The sequence below is a fragment of the Streptomyces achromogenes subsp. achromogenes genome (assembly GCF_000720835.1).
GTDB classification, from domain to species: domain Bacteria; phylum Actinomycetota; class Actinomycetes; order Streptomycetales; family Streptomycetaceae; genus Streptomyces; species Streptomyces achromogenes.
Genome location: NZ_JODT01000001.1, coordinates 357,903 through 376,461 on the forward strand (window position 1 = coordinate 357,903; position 18,559 = coordinate 376,461).

An 18,559-nucleotide genomic window follows, 5' to 3' on the forward strand; every position below is an offset into this window, starting at 1 on the left:
GTGGGGCAGGGGGAGGAACGCGATGGCGGTGGAGTTCGGCCTGCTGGGTGTGATCGAGGTGCGGCTGGGGGGCCGCACGGTGGACGTGGGGCACATGCGGCAGCGGTGCGTGCTGGCCGCGCTGCTGGTGGACGTGGGCCGGGCGGTCCCGGTGGACACGCTCGTCGACCGGGTGTGGGGCGACCGGCCGCCGCAGCGCACCAAGGACACGCTGTACGGCTATCTGTCCCGGTTACGCCAGGCGCTGCGTCCGGCCCCGGAGGTGACCGTCGCCCGGCGCCCCGGCGGCTACGTCCTGGACGCCGATCCGCTCTCGGTGGACCTGCACCTGTTCCGTGACCTCGTCACGCGGGCCCGCGCGGCCGACGGCCCCGAGGCGGTGGCGCTGATGCGGCGGGCCCTCGGGCTGTGGCGCGGGGAGCCGTTCGCCACCGTGGACGTCCCGTGGTTCGACGACCAGCGCCGGGTGCTGCTGCGCGAGCGGCTCGCGGCCGAGCTGGACCACATCGACCTGCGGCTGGGCGCCGGGGACCACGGCGGCCTGCCGGCCGAGCTGGCCGTGAAGGCCCGTGAACACCCGCTGGACGAACGGCTGGCCGGTCAGCTGATGCTCGCCCTGTACCGGGCCGGCCGCCCTTCCGAAGCCCTCGCCCACTACCAGGAGCTGCGGCACCGGCTGGCCGAGGAGCTGGGCGCCGACCCGGGCCCGCGGCTGCTCGCCCTGCACCAACGCATCCTCGCCAACGACCCCGCGCTGCTCCCGCCCGATCCGGCCCCGCCCGCCGGCGCCCCCGCGCCGTCCCCGCCCGAGGCCGCCCCGCCCGCCGAGGTCCGCTCCACCACGCCCCGGCAACTGCTCGCCCCGCCCCCGTACTTCGTGGGCCGCGACGCCGAACTCGCCGTCCTGGACAAGGCGCTGGCCGCCCAGAGCGGGCCGCGCGCCACCCTGCCGGTGACGGTGGTCTGCGGCATCGGCGGGGTCGGCAAGACCTCCCTCGCGCTGCACTGGGCGCACCGCGCGCAGCACCGGTTCCCCGACGGGCAGCTCTTCGTCGACCTGCACGGCTTCACCCCGTCGGGGGAGCCGGCCGATCCCGGGGTGGTGATCCGCGGCTTCCTCGACGCGCTCGGCGTCGAGCCCGGGCGGGTCCCGGCGGCCTTCGACGCGCAGGCCGCGCTGTACCGCAGTCTGCTGGCCGGCCGGCGGGTGCTCGTCGTCCTGGACAACGCCCGGGACTCCGCGCAGGTCCTGCCGCTGCTGCCGGGCACCCCCGGCTGCGCGGTGCTGATCACCAGCCGGGACCAGCTCACCGGGCTGACGGCCGCGCACCAGGTCACCCATCTGACCGTGGGCGCCTTCGACCCGGCCACGGCACACGAGCTGCTGGCCGGCCGGCTGGGCGCCGAACGCGTCGCCGCGGAGCCCCGGGCCGCCGCCGAACTGGTGGGCCAGTGCGCCGGGCTGCCGCTCGCCCTGAGCGTGCTCGCCGGACGCGTCACCACCAACCCGGTCGCCACCCTGACCGCCCTGACCGAGGAGCTGCGCGAGAGCAGCCGGCTGGACGCGCTGAGCACCGGCGAGGACGCCACCGACGTACGGGCCGTGCTCGCCGCCTCCTACCGGGCGCTCGACGCCGGCACCGCCCGGGTCTTCCGGCAGCTCGTGCAGGGGCCCGGCCCCGACATCGGCGTGGCCGCGGCCGGCAGCCTCACCGGGCTCGGTCCGGCAGGGGCCCACCAGGCGCTGCACCGGCTGCGCACCCGCCACCTGCTCCAGGAGCACGCCCCCGGCCGGTTCGCCGGCCACGACCTGCTGCGCGCCTACGCCCTGGAGGTCGCCGCCGGCGACGACGCGGAGGCGCGGGCCGCCCGGCTGCGGGTCCTGGACCACTATCTGCGCACCGCCTGGGCGGCGGACCGGCTGCTGCTGCCGCACCGGGACCCCGTCCGGCTGCCGCCGATGGCCGACGGGGTGCGGCCCGAGGAGATCCCCACCCACGACCGGGCCATGGCGTGGTTCGGCCGGGAGCGGCCGGCGCTGATCGCCGCCGTCCACCTGGCCGCGCGGCACGGCCACGACATCCACGCCTGGCAGCTGGCCTGGGCCCTGACCACCTTCCTGACCCGGCGCGGCCGGTGGAGCGACGTGGCCGCCGTGCACGCCACGGCGCTGCGGGCCGCGACCCGGCTCGGTGACACGGCCGCGGTCAACGAGTCGTACCGGGTGCTGGCCCTGGAACGCATCGAGGCGGGCGACCCCGCCGCGGCCCGGGAGCGGCTGGACCGGGCGCTGTCCCTGGCCGTAAGCAGCGGCCACACCCTGTCCGAGGCGCACACCCATCTGACCCTGGGCTGGCTGTACGAGCACACGGGCGACCGTGCGGCGGCGCTGCGCCACGACGAGCTGGCCGTCGGGCTGTTCACCCGGCTCGGCCACCGCGCCGGGCTGGCCCGCGCGCTGAACGCGGTGGCGTGGGACCACGTGCAGACCGGCGGGCACCGGCAGGCCGTGGCCCGCTGCCAGCAGGCCCTGGCCCTCCAGGAGGAACTGGGCGACCGGCGCGGCCAGTCCGACACCCTGGACACCCTCGGCTACGCCTACCAGCAGCTCGGCGAGCACACCCAGGCCCTCCTGTGCCACGAGCGCTGCCTGGAACTGCACCGCGCCCTGGGCCACCGCTTCAACGAGGCGGAGGCCCTGGTCCACCTGGGCGAGGCGCACCAGGCCCTGGGCGACCGGGAGGCCGCCCGCCGCTGCTACGAACAGGCCCTCGACGTCTTCCGGGACATGGAGGTCAACCCGGCCCGCGTGGCCCAGACCCGCGCCCTGCTCGACGCCCTCGGCTGAAGACCCCGGTACGGGGAGGTGTCCCTCCCCGTACCGCCCCCCGTGGGCCACGCACCGGCCGATGGCCGGGACCACGTCACCCACCTTGGCCGGCCGTCCTACGACGAACCTTGCGGGAAACCTTGAACCGGCAGGTCAGAGGGGGAAAGACGGGCCGGCGGCCGGGGCCGGGCGGTCACCGACCGTTAATCACTTCCGCGTTCGGCCCGCCACCCGTTCCGTTGAAATGGGCCGAACGGGCATGTCCCGGCCGCGTCCCACGGCATTGCCTTGGAGGGGGCCCGCATCCAGGGGCCCCTTCTTCGATGGGAGACGCGTGCGAATCACTGACATCCAGCGCTGCGAGGTACGGCCGGGACGGCTCGTCGAGTGGACGCTGAGCCCGGCGACCGTCGCGGCGGCGGCGGCACTCCCCGAGGACTCCCGGCCGCCCGCCTACATCCAGGAGTCGCACATCAGGACGGCCCGGTCGCTCAGGGAGGACGGGCTGTTCGTGCCGACCTGGGTCGGCGCCGCCTTCGACCTGCCCGGCCCGGTCGACCTGGACGCGCTGGAGCGGGCCCTGCACACCTGGACCGTGCGGCACGAGACGCTGCGCAGCGGCTTCCGCTGGGCCGGTGACGAACTGCGCCGGTTCACCCTGGACGCGGCCGACGTGTCCCTGTGCCGTCAGGAGGCGGGCCGCTTCCCCGACGCCGACGGTCTCGTCCGGCACCTCCAGGACCGCTTCGACACGGTCGCGGACGCGCTGCGCTGGCCGAACCTCCTCTACGCGGCGGTCGTCCGGGACGACGGCGCGAGTGTGTACCTGGCCTTCGACCACAGCAACGTCGACGCCTACTCGGTGCAGCGGATGCCCGCCGAGATCCACGAGCTGTACACGGCGGGCACCGGCCCGGCCGCGTCCGGCGCCGGTCCGACGGCCGCCAGTTACGTCGACTTCTGCGAGATCGAGCGGTCGCACGCCGACGGCGTCGACGGCCGGCACGCGATCGTGGAGCGCTGGCGGGAGTTCATCCGCCGCTGCGACGGCACCCTGCCGGGCTTCCCGGTCGACCTCGGTCTCGCGCCGGGTGATCCGCTGCCCCGGCAGCGGATGCTGGCCGAGCCGCTGGCCGGCCCGGACACGGCCGCCGCGTTCGAGGCGTACTGCCGGCCCTACGGCGGCAGCATGACCGGGCTGCTGGCCGCGACCGGGCTGATCGTGCACGAACTGGGCGGGCAGCCGGTGTACCGGACCGTGGTGCCCTTCCACACCCGGGCCGCGTCCCGCTGGAGCGAGTCGGTGGGCTGGTACGTGGGCGGCGCCCCCATCGAGGTGCCCGTCGGCCGCACCCGCGGCTTCCCGGAGGCCCTGCGGGCGGTACGGGCGGAGCTGAAGGCCAACCGGGCGCTGGCCCGGATGCCGCTGGCCCGGGTGCTGCGGCTGCTCGGCGCCGACTTCCGGCCGGTCTCCCCCGACCTGTACTCGATCGTGTCCTACGTCGACACCCGCGGCCTGCCGGGCGCGGGGCGGTGGGCCGAGCAGAAGGCGTACGGGCTGCTGCGGGTGTCCTACGGCGACCAGGTGTGCGTGTGGGTCAACCGGCTGCCCGAGGGGCTGTGGCTGGCGAGCCGGTACCCGGACACGGACGTCGCGGCGAAGAACATGCGGCTGTACGTGGAGCGGCTGCGGGACCGGATCGCCTCGGTGGCCGACGGCAGCCTGTCCGCGGTGTCGTAGCTCACCAAGGGTCCGTACCGGGCGCGGACCGGTCCGGCCCCAGGAGTTCGATCAACCGTTCGAATCGGTCCCGCCAGCGCTGTTCCGTCTCCTCCTCGCCCTGGAACTCGTGGGTGAAGCGGAGCGCGCTGCCGTCCTCCCCCTCCCGTTCCAGGTGGAACCGGATCCGGCCGCCGCCCCCGACCGTGTACTCCGCCATCCGGTCCACGTCCCACGCGGTGACGTGCCCGCTGCCCAGCCCGCCCAGGGTGACCGCGCCGCCGAGCCGGGGTTCGAGCACCTCGGCGGGGGTCCACCAGGCGGCGAGCCCCTCGGGCGTGGACACCGCGGGCCAGACCTCCTCCATGCGCCGCGGGAGCCGCACGACGAAGTGCAGGATGTGCGTGTTCCCGTGGGTCTGGCTGGAACCCTGTGCGATGGAACCGCTCATGACTCCAGCGTGCCCCCGGCCCCGGGTTCCCGCACGCCTGTCCGGCAACGGCGAAGGCCGGCCCCCGTGACCCGCGCCACGGAGACCGGCCTCGTGCCGGCGGAAGGCTCACACGCCCGCGTAGGAGTGCTTGCCGGAGACGAAGATGTTGACGCCGTAGTAGTTGAACAGCCAGCAGCCGAACGCGATCAGCGCCAGGTAGGCGGCCTTGCGGCCCTTCCAGCCGGCCGTGGCCCGCGCGTGCAGGTAGCAGGCGTAGGCGATCCAGGTGATGAAGGACCAGGTCTCCTTCGGGTCCCAGTTCCAGTACCGGCCCCAGGCGTCGCCCGCCCAGATCGCGCCCGCGATGATCGTGAACGTCCACAGCGGGAAGACGGCCGCGTTGATCCGGTAGGCGAACTTGTCCAGGGACGCGGAGGCGGGCAGCCGCTCCAGGACCGAGCGGGCGAAGGCGCCGGGCTTGCCGCCGGCCTGGAGCTTGTTCTCGTACGAGTCCTTGAACAGGTACAGGATCGTGGCGACCGCGCCGACGTAGAACACCGCGCCGCAGAAGATCGCGGTGGAGACGTGGATGTACAGCCAGTACGAGTGCAGGGCCGGGACCAGCTGGTCGCTGGCCGTGTACAGCACGGTGACCGCGAGACCCAGGTCGAGCAGGACCGTGGTGATGAGGAACAGCCCGAGCCAGCGCACGTTCTTCTTCAGCGCCAGCAGCGCCAGGTACACGCCGACGGCCACCGTGGAGAAGGTGATGTTGAACTCGTACATGTTGCCCCACGGCGCCCGCTCCACGGACGCCGCGCGGGCGATGACACCGGACAGCTCCACCAGGAAGGCGAGCACGGTGAGCGAGATGGCGATCCGGCCGTACAGGTCGCCCTGCTCGTCGCCGCCGTGCGCGCCGGGGCCGTCCGGCACGTCCCGCGCGCCGGAGGCCGAGCGGACGACGACCTTGGGCCGCTCCAGCACGGCGGTGCCGCCGCCCTTGCGGGCCACGACGGCGGGACCGGCCGCCGTGCGCGCGCCGTCGGCGGTGAGCGCGGCGGCCGTCCGGGCGACCTTGCTGCGGCTGCCGAACAGCCACTCGGCGATGTAGGCGAAGAAGGCCAGGGTGTAGACGGCCATCGACGAGTAGATCAGCGTGTTGCTGACGCTCGCGAGATGTTCGTTGGTCGCGGCGGCGAGAGTCACTTCTCAGCCCCTTCGGCAGGTACGACGTGGCGGTCTGGTGTGGGTGCGGGGTGTGCGTCGTCGGGTTCCGGTGCGCCCGGCGCCCGTTCGTAGAGGTGTCCGGCGAGCTCGCCCAGTTCCTCGGGCACCTTCGCCGACTCGCTGCGGCCGAGCCCGGCCATCTCGACCACCGTGACGCCGTCGTCGCCGCGCACCGCACGCACCCACACGCGGCGGCGCTGGATGAACAGGGACCCGGCCAGACCGAGGATCGCGGCGAGGGCGCCGCCGAGCGCCCAGCCGCCGCCCGGCTCCTGCACGATCTCGAAGCCCGCCCATTCCTTGACGTCCTTCTCGAAGGTGACGGTACCGGCGCCGTTCGGCAGCTTCATGGACTCGCCGGGCTTGAGGTTGACCCTCAGCTGCGCGCCCTTGGCGTCCTTGAAGTCCTTCATGTGGGTCTTGTCGAGCTGGTACACGCTCTGCGGCAGGCCCGAGTCGACGCCCAGGTCACCGTGGTACGGCTCCAGGTTCAGCACCGGGTTCAGCAGCGCGGGGAAGGCCGAGGCGATCTCCATGCCGGCCCCGCCGTAGGTCGGCAGGAAGAAGGCCTTGATGCCGAGCTGCTCCTTCTTGCCCTTCGCGTCGCGGTAGCCGTCCATGACCTTGACGACACCCTGGGAGGTGACGTTGCCGTCGAGCGGCAGCAGCGGCACGGCGTCGCGGTAGACCACCTTGCCCGTGCCGTCCCGGACGGTGATCACGGGCGCGTAGCCGTGGCTGACCAGGTAGACCTTGGAGCCGTCGATCTCCAGCGGCTCGTTGACCTTGACGGTGGTCGTGGTCTGCCTGCCGTAGGCGCCCTTGCTGTAGCGGATCTTCGCCTGGAAGGTGCGCGGGGTCCCCCGGTTGGGGCCGGTCAGCTCGTAGGTCCCCTTGAAGTCCTCCAGGTCGAAGCTGAACGGGACCAGGTCGTCCGGCTCGAAGAGGCTGCCGGACTTGAAGTCGTCGTACATCGGCAGCGCGTTGGAGAAGCCGTCGCCCTCCACCATCAGCTTGGTGCCGTCCGACTTGAACAGCTGGCCGGAGGCGAAGGCGATCAGCAGCACGATCAGGGCGATGTGGAAGACCAGGTTGCCCAGCTCGCGCAGATAGCCCTTCTCGGCGGCGACGGCGTCACCGGCGGTGTGGGCGCGGAAACGGCGCTTCTTCAGCAGGCCGAGCGCGGCGGCGCGGACCTGCTCGGGGTCCGCGGTGGTGGTCCAGGTGGTGTAGGCGGGCAGCCGGTCCAGGCGCCTCGGGGCGCCCGGCGGCCGGCCGCGCAGCTGGCCGACGAACTGCCAGGTGCGGGGGATGATGCAGCCGATGAGGGAGACGAACAGCAGGATGTAGATCGCGGAGAACCACACCGAGCTGTAGACGTGGAACAGGCCGAGCTTGTCGTAGACCGGCGCCAGCGTCCGGTGCGCGGCGCGGAAGTCCTCGACCTTGGTGGCGTCCGCGCCGGTCTGCGGGATGAGCGATCCGGGGATCGCGCCGAGCGAGAGCAGCAGGAGCAGCAGCAGCGCGACCCGCATGGAGGTCAGCTGCCGCCAGAACCAGCGGGTCCAGCCGATGACACCGAGGCCCGGGAGGCTCACCGCCTCCTCCTGCGGGGCGGTGGACAGCCGGGAGCCGGCCGCGCCCAGCTCGTCCCGGTCCCGGCCGGTGCCGGTGTCGGTCTTGCTCATCGGTCAGATCCCCACATCGAAGCCGTTGGTCCAGGTCTGCATCTGCTGCACCAGCTCGGCCCAGGCGCCGGTCAGCAGCAGCACACCGGTCACGATCATCATCGAGCCGCCGATGCGCGTCACCCAGACATAGTGACGCTTGACCCAGGCGAAGGCGCCGAGCGCCTTGCGGAAGGCGATCGCGGTGATGACGAACGGCAGGCCGAGGCCGAGGCAGTAGACCACCATCAGCAGCGATCCCCGCGCGGCGCTCGACTCGTGCAGGGAGAGGAAGTTCACCGAGGACAGCGTCGGGCCCATGCAGGGCGTCCAGCCGACCCCGAAGAGCGCGCCGAGCACCGGCGCCCCGGCCAGGCCGCCGGCCGGCCGCTTGTGGAAGCGGAAGTCGCGCATGGCGAACCAGGGCGTCAGGCCCATGAAGAACACGCCCATGACGATCATGAGCGCGCCGAGCACCTTGGACAGGGTGTCCTGGTAGCCGAGCAGGTTGGCGCCGAAGTAGCCGAACAGGGCCCCGCTGGAGACGAACACGGCGCTGAAGCCGAGGACGAACAGGGAGGCGCCGGCCACCATCCGGCCCCGTCTGGCCTCGGCCAGGTCGGCGCCCGCGACGCCGGTGACATAGGAGAGGTAGCCGGGGACCAGCGGCAGTACACAGGGCGAGAAGAACGACACGAGACCGGCGAACAGGGCGATCGGCAGGGCGACCAGCAGGGCGCCGTGCAGGACCGTCTGGTTCCGGCCGGTCTCCGCGGCCAGCGTCAGCAGTGCGCTCACGTCACTTCTCCGCGAGGACCGGCTTGATCATGTCCACCAGGCCGGTGTCGTCGAGCGCCTCCAGGGCTCGCGCGGCGACCTTGCCGTGCCGGTCGATGACGAGCGTGGAGGGGACGATCTGCGGGTTGAGCGTGCCCTTCTCGAAGCGCAGCAGCAGCTTGCCCGTGGGGTCGTACAGGCTCGGGTACGCGACCCCGTGCTCCTTCTCGAAGTTCACGGCCGGGGTGGTGCTGGTGTCGCGGGTGTTGATGCCGACGAACTGCACGCCCTTGCCGGCGTAGTCCTCGGAGACCTTGGCGAAGTACTTCGCCTCGTTGCGGCACGGCCCGCACCACGAGCCCCAGACGTTGATGACGACGACCTTGCCCTTGTAGTCGGCGACGTCCAGGGTCTTGCCGTCGATGGTCTTGCCGGACAGGTCCGGAGCCGTGGCGCGCTTGCCGGCCGCGACGGTCTCGATGCCGTTGTTGCCGGTGACGAAGTGGGTGTCGCCACCGCCACCGGAGATACCGCCCTTGCCACACGCGGACAGGGCCAGGGCCGCTGCGGCGGCCGCGGCGGTGAGCAGGACGGCGCGGCTACGGGTACTCATGTGAAAAGTTTCGCATGACCGTTCCGGGGATTTCGCGCGCCCCCCTGCCGGGCGGAAAACCCCACTTCAGGGCGTATTTACACGGGACATTCCGGACATCAGGCCGCGTTGGACGCGGCACCCTTGGTCCCCCGCAGGAACTCCTTCCAGCCGCCGGCGGGCCGCTGCCCGACGCCCAGCGTGCGCAGCTTGGCGAGCACCTCGGGCTTCTGCACGTCGATCCAGTCCACGAACTGCCGGAAGGAGACCAGGCGCACGTCGGCCCCCTTCTCCTTCTCGCGCGCGATGTGCTTGAAGGCCTCCTCGACGGAGTCCATGTAGATGCCGCCGTTCCACTGCTCGAAGTGGTTGCCGATGAAGAACGGCGCCCGGTTCGTCTCGTACGCCCGCCGGAATCCCTGGATGTACGCCTGGGCGGACTGCTTGCGCCAGCCCGGGTAGTTGTGCGCGGGCGCCTTGGTCGAGTTGACCGACTGGTTGGCGAGCATGTTGTAGTCCATGGACAGCACCTCGAACCCACGTCCGGGGAAAGGTATCTGCTGAAGGGGAAGGTCCCACAGGCCCTGGCGCTTGACCGGCCACACCTGACGACCGCCCGGCGAGGAGGCGTCGTAGCGCCAGCCCAGCTCACGGGCGGTGGGCAGCAGGTTGTCCTGACCGAGCAGACAGGGCGTACGGCCGCCGGTCAGCTCCTTGTCGTAGTCGAACGGCAGCGACGGCAGATCGGTCCAGCCGGTGTTGGTGCGCCACTCCTTCACGAACGCCTTGGCCTGCCGGATCTCGCTGGCCCACTGCTGCGGGGTCCAGTGCGCGACCGTGCCGCCGCCCGCGCAGAAGTGCCCGTTGAAGTGGGTGCCGATCTCGTGCCCCTCCAGCCAGGCCCGGCGCACGTTGGTGAGGGTGGCCTTGACGTGCTCGTCCGTGAGGTAGCCGATGTCGGAGGCGCCGCGCGGGTTGTTCGGGGGCTCGTACATCCGCTTCTTCGACTCGGGCAGCAGATACAGCCCCGAGAGGAAGAAGGTCATGGACGCGCCGTGCTCCTTGGCGAGGTCCAGGAAGCGCGGGAAGAGGCCGTTGCCGACCTCGCCGGCGCCGTCCCAGGAGAAGACCACGAACTGCGGCGGGGTCTGCCCCGGCTCCAGCGGCTCGGGCTTGGCCGGCTGGTGCGGCTGGCTGCCGGTGAAGGAGGTGGAGCCGTCGCCGATGGGCCGCGCCGGGCGCCCCTCCCCCCTGCTCCCCTGGGTCCGGGAACCGCCCGGCCGCCCGGCGTCGTCCGAGGACGTGGAGCCGCCGCACCCGGCGAGCGACACGGCGGCGGCCGCGCCCGCGCCGAGGCCGAGTGCTCCCCGCCGGGAAAGGGTCCGGGAGATGGTGCGCATGGAAATCCCCGATCATCACTGCCTGCTGGGTCACCCAGTCAGAGGACAGGAAGATCGGGGAGGTTCCGCTACTTCTTCTGCTTTTCACATTAATGTGCGCAACAGTGCGCTAAGCCACGCCAAACGGACGCACAGTGACCACCGGCGCCCGCCCGGCCGGCTCCCTCAGGCGCCGAAGGCCTTCCCCTGAGCCGTCCCCTTGCCCTTCTGCGGCTTGGCACCGGCCCGCAGGTGGACCGGGACGAGATCGATGGCGGGCTCGCTGTACCCCACGGACACGATCTTGTCGCCCTGGTAGGTGAACGACGTCAGGGAGGCGAGCGTGCACTGCCGCTTGCGCGGGTCGTGCCACAGCCGCCGCCGCTCGACGTACGACCGCACGATCCAGATCGGCAGCTGGTGGCTGACCAGCACCGCCTCGTGCCCGCGTGCCTGGTCCCGGGCGGCGTCCAGCGCGCCCATCATCCGCACGACCTGGTCGATGTACGGCTCGCCCCAGGACGGCCGGAACGGGTTGACCAGATGCTTCCAGTTCTCCGGGCGCTGGAGCGCGCCGTCGCCGACGCCGAAGGTCTTGCCCTGGAAGACGTTGTCGGCCTCGATCAGCCGCCCGTCGGTGGCCAGGTCCAGCCCGTGCGCCTTGGCGATCGGGGTGGCGGTCTCCTGCGCCCGCTCCAGCGGCGAGGCGCAGACGTAGGTCACGTCCCGGGAGGCGAGGTGCTCGGCGACCCGCTCGGCCATCTTCCGGCCCAGCTCGGAGAGGTGATAGCCGGGCAGCCGGCCGTACAGGATCCCTTCCGGGTTCTCCACCTCGCCGTGCCGCATGAGGTGGACGACGGTGATGTCCTTGGCGCCGTTTCCGGCAGTGCCCGCCATGTTGGTCTCGGGGGAGCTCATTCCGCCGTGGCCTCCGCAGCCGCCCGGGCCGCCGCCGGAAGGGCGTCGGCGATCTTCTGCACGGCCCGCTCGTCGTGGGCCGTGGACACGAACCAGGACTCGAAGGACGACGGCGGCAGGTAGACGCCGTTCGCCAGCATCGAGTGGAAGAAAGCGGTGAAGCGGTACGACTCCTGCCGCTTGGCGTCCTCGTAGTCCCGTACCCGCCGGTCCGTGAAGAACACCGAGAACATGTTGGAGGCGGTCTGCACCCGGTGCGCGACGCCCTCCTTGGTCAGCGCCTCGCTCACCAGCGTCCGGATCTGCTCGGAGACGGCGTCGACCTTGGCGTACGCGGCGTCGTCGAGCAGCCGCAGCTGGGCGAGACCGGCGGCGGTGGCGACCGGGTTGCCGGAGAGCGTGCCGGCCTGGTAGACGGGACCGGCGGGCGCCAGGTGGGCCATCACATCGGCCCGCCCGCCGAACGCGGCGGCCGGGAACCCGCCGCCCATGACCTTGCCGAAGGTCATCAGGTCGGGCTTGACGCCCTCCACGCCGTACCAGCCGGCGCGGCTGGTGCGGAAGCCGGTCATGACCTCGTCGGAGATGAACAGGGCGCCGTTCTTGCCGCAGGCGTCCTTCAGGCCCTGGTTGAACCCGGGGTCCGGCGGCACCACGCCCATGTTGCCCGGCGAGGCCTCCGTGATCACACAGGCGATCTCGCCCGGGTGCCGGTGGAAGGCCTCCTGGACGGCCTCCAGGTCGTTGTACGGCAGCACGATCGTGTCACCGGCCTGGGCCCCGGTGACACCGGGCGTGTCGGGCAGCGCGAACGTGGCCACGCCGCTGCCCGCGGCGGCGAGCAGCGAGTCGACGTGCCCGTGGTAGCAGCCGGCGAACTTGATCACCTTCGAGCGCCGGGTGAAGCCGCGCGCGAGCCGGATCGCCGACATGGTGGCCTCGGTGCCGCTGCTGACCAGCCGCACCTGCTCCACGGGCTCGACCCGGGCGACGATCTCCTCGGCCAGCTCCACCTCGCCCTGGCCGGGCGTGCCGAAGGACGTACCGCGGGCGACGGCCTGCTGTACGGCGGCGATGACCTCGGGGTGCGAGTGCCCGAGGATCATCGGCCCCCAGGAGCAGACCAGGTCGACGTACTCGCGCCCGTCGGCGTCGGTGAGGTAGGGGCCCTGGCCCGACACCATGAAGCGGGGCGTGCCGCCGACCGCGCGGAAGGCGCGCACCGGGGAGTTCACTCCGCCCGGCGTCACGGCGGAGGCGCGGTCGAAGAGCGCCTGCGAGACGGGCGCGTCGTAGGGATAGGGCGTTTCGCTCGTGGCACTCATGACGTGCGGCTTCTCCGGCTTCTCGGCTCCTGTTGCGGGGTGACCTCCTCAGGGTAGGCCGCGCCCCGGCGAGGCCGCCCTCGCCCTCGGGATCGAAGCGCCGCCATCCCTCGTCTGCGAGACTGAGAGCTGATACACACGGCTCGTACGCACGTAATGATCAGAGCCGGGACTCTTCCGCGCGGATCGCCGTTCCACCGTACGTTTCGGCCGGCGGCCTCGGGGGAGGTCACTGACACGATGATCGGGTTGCGCGGCGGGGGCCACGCGTCCTAGAAAAGCAGTCGGGTGGAGATATGCATCGCGGTGGCGGACTGGGCGAGGGGACTGATGACCTGGGTCCTCGACGTGCCCGGCGGGGAAGGCACCGGCGCGACGCGGAGGAAACGACCGAGACACGTCGGACACAGGGTGGACCGGGTGAGCCCGAGCGGTACGACCGGCAGCCCCTCCGCGCGGGGAGCAGGAGCGGTGGTCGGGTGGGGGTGACGTACAAGTACTTCGGCGCGCCGGACGGAGCGACCGCGGCCCGCGTCCCGATCTCGATGCGCCCCGAGGAACTCGGCGGCGACGAGCTGGGCATGAACGGCATGTTCACGAAGATCAAGCCGGAGACGATGGCCGCGATGGTCCTGACCGGCATCCAGGGCGTCCCCCTGCACAAGGTGCCGCCCCTCGAACTCGTCGTCCTGCACCCCGACTACGCCGTGGTCAAACTCCCCATGACGGTCGTCGACCCGCTGCGCGGCGTCGGCGAGGAGGCGGTGGGCGCGGCGGCCTTCATCTGGTCCACGGTCCCGGACCGCGGCGGCCCCCGGGACGCGTTCAACGTGTACCAGCTGCTGCACGAGTGGCAGGACTTCTCGGTACGGCTGCACGAGGCAGGGCATCAGCCTTATTGCCTGGTGTGGCCGTGAGCCGGTGATTCACGCGGGGTGGGCGGGGTTTTCGGACCCCGCCCCGTCGTGCCGGTAAGGGTCTTCAAGGGCCCATGGGTCGCGCCGGCTGCCGGGTGACGGACGGCGTCACCGCCCCCTGCCGGCCAGAGGCCCCAGCAACTCCAGCGCTTCCTCCCAGCGGAAGCGTTCCGCCGCGCCGCCCGCCTTCGGCCGGTGCGGCTCGCCCGAGCCGATCAGGACGCCCATCCCTCGCAGCCGGTCCAGGCTCTGCCGGTAGGCGGGGTGGGCGGCCTGGGCGGAGTTCAGGTACGGCAGCGCCACCGTCGGGATGCCCATGCCGTACGCCTCGCACAGGATGCCCAGGGCGAGGGTGTCGGAGATCCCGGCGGCCCACTTGTTGATCGTGTTGAAGGTGGCGGGAGCCACGGCGATCGCGTCCGCCGGGGGCAGCGGGCGCGGATCTCCCGGTGAACGCCAGGCGGAGCGGATCGGATAGCCGGTCTGCGCCTCGATCGCCCTGGCGTCGATGAAACTGAGCCCCTGCGGTGTGGCGACGACGCCGACGTCCCAGTCCGCCTCCTGGGCGGCCGTGATCAGCTTGCCGACGCCCCCGGCGACACCACTCGCGCACACGACGACGTACAGGAAGGGCTTCTTGTCCGGGGCGGTGGGTTCGGTCATGCGGGGACTCCCAATCGGCGGCTGAAGCGGTGCGGTTCCGGCAGGGTACGTCGGCGGTCGCGGGCGGCAACCCCGGACGAGCGGCCTCCACAACCCCCTTCTTGTTAAAGTGACAGGAACTGAAGTACCGTACGGGGCATGGAAGATGACGACTGGTCACCCCCATCTGTGCTGCTGACGGTCGATCTCGTGATCCTGACGTTGCGTGAGGGGCGGTTGTGCGTCCTGCTCGTGGAGCGAGGCGAAGATCCTTTCCGGGGCATGCAGGCTCTGCCCGGCGGATTCCTCAATCACGCCGGTGAGGAGATCCTCGACGCCGCCCACCGTGAGCTGAGCGAGGAAACCGCTCTGACCGCCGGGTGGGTGCACCTTGAACAGCTGGCCGTCTACGGGGACGTGGGCCGTGATCCACGGGGGCGCGTCGTGTCGGTGGCCCACTTGGCGATCGCGCCGGGACTCCCCGAACCGGTCGCGGGAACGGATGCCATGGACGCCGACTGGGTTCCCGCGGAAGCCGTCCTGTCCGGCGAGGTGAAATTGGCCTTCGATCACTACCGGATCGTGACGGACGGAATCGAGCGCGCGCGTAAAAAGCTCGAATCCACGGCGCTGGCCACGGCGTTCTGCGGAGAACTCTTCACCATAGCCGAGTTGCAACAGGTGTACGAGGCGGTGTGGGGCACCGAACTCGACACTCGCAATTTCTACCGGAAAGTCCAGGCCGTGGACGGATTCATCGTCCCCGCCGGCTCCGGCCGCAGGAGTACGGGAGGACGGCCCGCGCGGCTGTACCGGGCCGGGCCGAAGACGGTGTTGATCCCGCCGCTGATCCGGCCCGTGCCGCCCACAGCGGAAGAAAGCACGGCAGAGGAAGGAGCATAGATGACGAAAGACCTGGTGGTGATTCTCACCGCCCTCAATCTCGAATACCAGGCGGTGCGCCGCAAACTGGCCGGCGCACAGGTGCACCGGCACGAGCGTGGGACGCTGTTCGAGGTGGGAACCGTGCAGGGCACTTCGTGCCGTGTCGCGCTCGGTCTGACGAACAAGGGAAATCATTCCGCCGCGGTGATCGCCGAGCGCGCGATCCAGGAGTTCTCGCCGGTGGCCGTGCTGTTCGTCGGCGTCGCCGGTGCCCTGTGGGACACCGCCAGGCTGGGTGACGTGGTGATGGCGACCCACGTGTACGCCTACCACGGCGGGACCAGCGAGGACGACGGACTCAAGAGCCGCCCGCGGGTGTGGGAGACGGCGCACGGGATCAGCCAGCTCGGCTTGTATCTGGCCCGCATGAACGACTGGGCCGAGGACTCGCCCGGTCAGGGGCGCGCACCGCAGGTGCGCTTCGGTGCGATCGCGGCCGGCGAGATCGTACAGAACTCGACGATCTCCGCCGAGGCACGGTGGATCCGGCAGCACTACAACGACGCGCTGGCCATCGAGATGGAGGCCGCCGGTGTGGCGCAGGCCGGTCATCTCAGCGGGGCACCGGTGGCCATCGTCCGGGGCATCAGCGACCGGGCGGACGGCACGAAGACCAGCGCGAAAGACCGCAACTGGCAGCCACGAGCCGCGGCGAACGCGGCGGCGTTCGCCACCCGGCTGGCCGTCGAACTGGTGGGGGAACAGGAGCAGATCGCGATGTCCCAGGCAGACAAGGCCCGTGCGGCCGACAAGCTGGAAAAGCACGTCGCCAACACCGCCTACAACAGCACCGTCGGCATCATGGCCGGCACCGTCGAACAGAGCAGCGTCCACCTCGACGCGAGCCCGAAGGCGACCGGCCCGACGGACCTGGTCGCGGAACTGGACGGTTTCGGTGAGCACCTGAACCGTCACCGGGCCGAGGGCGCCCTGGACGACGACACCCACCGGGAAGCACTGGCCGAGCTGGGCGTTGCCCGCCGGGCGGCAGCGGAGAAGACTCCCGAGTCGGCCAAGCGGACGACCATGGCGCTCAAGAGGTTACGTGGCCTGATCGGGGACTCTCCCGAGCTGACGGCCAGGCTGGCCCCGCTGGTCGTCGCGGCGGGGAGCCTGTCATGAACGACGACAGCGGCATCACGCACAACTCGGCGTACGACTCCACCATCGGAATGCAGGCCGGGGTCGTGCACAACGCCAACATCTCCATCGGCCATCAGGACGCGACGCCCGAGGAGAAGTACAAGCTCGGCGTGCGGTTCCTCGAGGACGGGGTCCCCAGCCGTGCTCGCGACCTGATCGGTCAGGCGATCGCCCAGAAGTACGACAACGCGGAGGTCCGCTTCCACTGGGTGCTGGCGATGCTCAGTACGCGCGCCTATCACGACCTCGGCACCGAGGAACGCCAGCAGTTGCAGCGCGCCTCCGAGGCCGTACGCGACTATGCCGAGGGAGAGTGGAAGGACGCTCTCCGTGTCGCTTTCGACCTGCTGGCGATGCGCGGCACCCCGGACGGCGAGACGGAACGCGTGCTGGAGCGGCTGCGAACCCTGTCTCCCGGCATACGAGACAAGATCGTCCACCATTTCGACCTGGTGCTCACCGGGGGGCTGAAGGACGGCCTGTGGGCCGAGCGCCGCATGTGGGCCGAGGCGGAGCGTCTGGACAACCAGCGGGTGCAAAGGGTCTGGGCCTATTTCGAACCCGACCCGATCGGACCACGGGCCCTGCCGCCCCGTCCGAGCACCGCCGCCGCCGCCCGGGCGGCTCTCCCCGTCCGAGCCGGCCTGTTCGCCGCCGTCACGGCGGTATTCGCGGTCCTGGCCCTGGTCGCGGATCCGGCTTCGGCGGCCGTCGAGTTACTGGTGGCGCTGGCCGCGGGCCTGACCGCGGCTCACTTCGGCCGCCGGTGGTGGTACCAGGAACATCATCTGAAGATCAAGAGTCGTTGGCTCCAGATCCCGAACCCGCGCGACCCCGCCGCCACCGGGGACGGGTTCACCAACCGCGTCCGCCATTCTTTCGACCACTACTTCACCGTCCGCGTGCCGTACGGACTCACCCCGCAGGAATGGCTCGGTCACACCACCGACATCCGCGACAGCCTCGCCGCCGAGATCGCGGTCCTCTACCGCGAAAGCCGGATCCCCGTGGACCGCGTCAACTGGCTGATCCGCTATCTCGCCGAGGATGCCCGGGACCGGTACGGCAAAGGCACTCTGTTCGATCAGCGCCGCCTGCACCAGACGTCCGCGGGGGCCAAGGGCCTGTGCGTGGCCGCCCTGGCCGTTCTCGGCTTCATGACGCTGAGCCTGCTCGGAACGGTTGCCTCGGGCGGCGGCGGATCACAGCTGGTACTGGCCGTCCTGGCCGTGGCCGGCGCGGTCTGGTCCGGACGCGCGGCCGCGTCCTCGTGGCTGGAGGCCGGGGGCGAGGAGCGCCGGCTGGCCGAGGAGACCCGGGAATACCAGGAGCAGCTCGCCGCGCGGCAGGCGGCCTACCAGAAGTGGAAGTCGCAGCTGGACGCCACGCGCCCCAGTGAGCTGGAAATGGAGACCTGGCTGACCTGCGACAAGACCCTGTTCATCGACGAGGCGCTCCGTCACTACCAGCTCACCTGGCAGGATCTGATCACCCACACCATCCTGCTGACCCCCGCGCGCCCCTACAGGCGAGGACGCGTGAAGGGTGGTCCCTGGCGCTACTCGCGCTACGCCTTCCGGCTTTTCCTGGTCACACAGGACGGCGTGCGCGAAGTCGGTGCGGAATTCGATTTCACCAACGCGCGGCGCGGGAACCGGCAGCGGAGCAACTACCGGTTCGACGCGTTGTCCTCCGTGCAGGTCACGGAACACAGCGAGACCGGCTACGACCTGGAGCTCTACCTCACCAACGGGCCGGCCAGGAACATTCGCGTCAAGGACGCCGACGCCGATCAGCTCGTACCGGGCGAGAACGCCCAGGAAATCACCGACATCAACCTTGATGCGGCTGGTTTCGTCCACACCTTCCATCTCCTGGAAGGAATCGCGGCGGACGGAAAGGGTTGGATCGACCGGATCAACCCCAAGAACCTCCCCTTCTTCCATGCCGCCGGCTGATCCTCCCGGACACGGAGCGGGCGGGGTCCGGTGCGCCGGTTCCCCGCCCGCTCCTCACCCCAGTCGGAACCCGAGATCGGGAA

The 18,559-nt window shown here is 71.2% G+C and carries 15 protein-coding genes; 6 read left to right on the top strand and 9 right to left on the bottom strand.

Translation table 11 applies throughout. The features are described 5' to 3' along the window. Positions 1 to 22 precede the first annotated feature (22 nt). Positions 23 to 2,848 carry an AfsR/SARP family transcriptional regulator gene (locus tag IH25_RS0101775; protein ID WP_030601588.1) on the top strand — a complete coding sequence of 942 codons (2,826 nt, stop codon included), beginning with the start codon at positions 23 to 25 and terminating at the stop codon, positions 2,846 to 2,848. Between the two features lie 316 nt (positions 2,849 to 3,164). Then, positions 3,165 to 4,571, top strand: coding sequence for a condensation domain-containing protein (locus tag IH25_RS0101780; RefSeq protein WP_030601590.1), 1,407 nt, complete (start codon positions 3,165 to 3,167; stop codon positions 4,569 to 4,571). Between the two features lies 1 nt (position 4,572). Here IH25_RS0101780 and IH25_RS0101785 read toward each other — a convergent pair whose 3' ends face one another. From IH25_RS0101785 to hemL, 8 genes are all read right to left on the bottom strand, one after another. After that, complete coding sequence (locus tag IH25_RS0101785; RefSeq protein ID WP_030601593.1) at positions 4,573 to 5,001, bottom strand: SRPBCC domain-containing protein; 429 nt, start codon at positions 4,999 to 5,001, stop codon at positions 4,573 to 4,575. Positions 5,002 to 5,109: 108 nt separating this feature from the next. Further along, complete coding sequence (gene ccsB / locus IH25_RS0101790; RefSeq protein ID WP_030601596.1) at positions 5,110 to 6,192, bottom strand: c-type cytochrome biogenesis protein CcsB; 1,083 nt, start codon at positions 6,190 to 6,192, stop codon at positions 5,110 to 5,112. Continuing rightward, a complete protein-coding gene (resB, locus tag IH25_RS0101795) occupies positions 6,189 to 7,901 on the bottom strand; it encodes a cytochrome c biogenesis protein ResB (RefSeq protein ID WP_030601598.1) in 1,713 nt (570 codons plus the stop codon). The genes ccsB and resB overlap by 4 nt, the downstream gene beginning before the upstream one ends. Before the next feature lie 3 nt (positions 7,902 to 7,904). After that, positions 7,905 to 8,678: a cytochrome c biogenesis CcdA family protein gene (locus IH25_RS0101800; RefSeq protein WP_030601601.1), complete on the bottom strand. Its 774-nt coding sequence runs from the start codon at positions 8,676 to 8,678 to the stop codon at positions 7,905 to 7,907. A gap of 1 nt (position 8,679) precedes the next feature. Next, complete coding sequence (locus IH25_RS0101805; protein ID WP_030601604.1) at positions 8,680 to 9,270, bottom strand: TlpA family protein disulfide reductase; 591 nt, start codon at positions 9,268 to 9,270, stop codon at positions 8,680 to 8,682. Positions 9,271 to 9,368: 98 nt separating this feature from the next. After that, positions 9,369 to 10,649 (bottom strand): polysaccharide deacetylase family protein, encoded by a 1,281-nt coding sequence (locus IH25_RS0101810; RefSeq protein WP_030601607.1) that lies wholly within the window; start codon positions 10,647 to 10,649, stop codon positions 9,369 to 9,371. A 165-nt stretch (positions 10,650 to 10,814) separates the two neighbouring features. Beyond that, on the bottom strand, positions 10,815 to 11,546 hold the full coding sequence (locus IH25_RS0101815; protein ID WP_209445253.1) for a histidine phosphatase family protein: 732 nt from the start codon (positions 11,544 to 11,546) through the stop codon (positions 10,815 to 10,817). After that, positions 11,543 to 12,871 carry a glutamate-1-semialdehyde 2,1-aminomutase gene (gene hemL / locus IH25_RS0101820; RefSeq protein WP_030601613.1) on the bottom strand — a complete coding sequence of 443 codons (1,329 nt, stop codon included), beginning with the start codon at positions 12,869 to 12,871 and terminating at the stop codon, positions 11,543 to 11,545. The genes IH25_RS0101815 and hemL overlap by 4 nt, the downstream gene beginning before the upstream one ends. 296 nt (positions 12,872 to 13,167) lie before the next feature. Between hemL and IH25_RS0101825 the strand changes: the two genes are divergently transcribed. Beyond that, complete coding sequence (locus IH25_RS0101825; RefSeq protein WP_189756794.1) at positions 13,168 to 13,788, top strand: hypothetical protein; 621 nt, start codon at positions 13,168 to 13,170, stop codon at positions 13,786 to 13,788. Between the two features lie 108 nt (positions 13,789 to 13,896). Here IH25_RS0101825 and IH25_RS0101830 read toward each other — a convergent pair whose 3' ends face one another. Then, positions 13,897 to 14,451 carry a flavoprotein gene (locus IH25_RS0101830; RefSeq protein WP_030601617.1) on the bottom strand — a complete coding sequence of 185 codons (555 nt, stop codon included), beginning with the start codon at positions 14,449 to 14,451 and terminating at the stop codon, positions 13,897 to 13,899. A 138-nt stretch (positions 14,452 to 14,589) separates the two neighbouring features. On the opposite strand from IH25_RS0101830, the gene IH25_RS0101835 reads away from it, so the two are divergent. From IH25_RS0101835 to IH25_RS0101845, 3 genes are read left to right on the top strand one after another with little or no spacing between them, the layout of a single operon-like run. Further along, complete coding sequence (locus tag IH25_RS0101835) at positions 14,590 to 15,333, top strand: NUDIX hydrolase (RefSeq protein ID WP_030601620.1); 744 nt, start codon at positions 14,590 to 14,592, stop codon at positions 15,331 to 15,333. Then, positions 15,334 to 16,497, top strand: a complete 1,164-nt coding sequence (locus IH25_RS0101840; RefSeq protein ID WP_030601623.1) for a 5'-methylthioadenosine/S-adenosylhomocysteine nucleosidase family protein — start codon at positions 15,334 to 15,336, stop codon at positions 16,495 to 16,497. Further along, positions 16,494 to 18,476 carry a hypothetical protein gene (locus IH25_RS0101845; protein WP_030601626.1) on the top strand — a complete coding sequence of 661 codons (1,983 nt, stop codon included), beginning with the start codon at positions 16,494 to 16,496 and terminating at the stop codon, positions 18,474 to 18,476. The genes IH25_RS0101840 and IH25_RS0101845 overlap by 4 nt, the downstream gene beginning before the upstream one ends. Positions 18,477 to 18,559 lie beyond the last annotated feature (83 nt).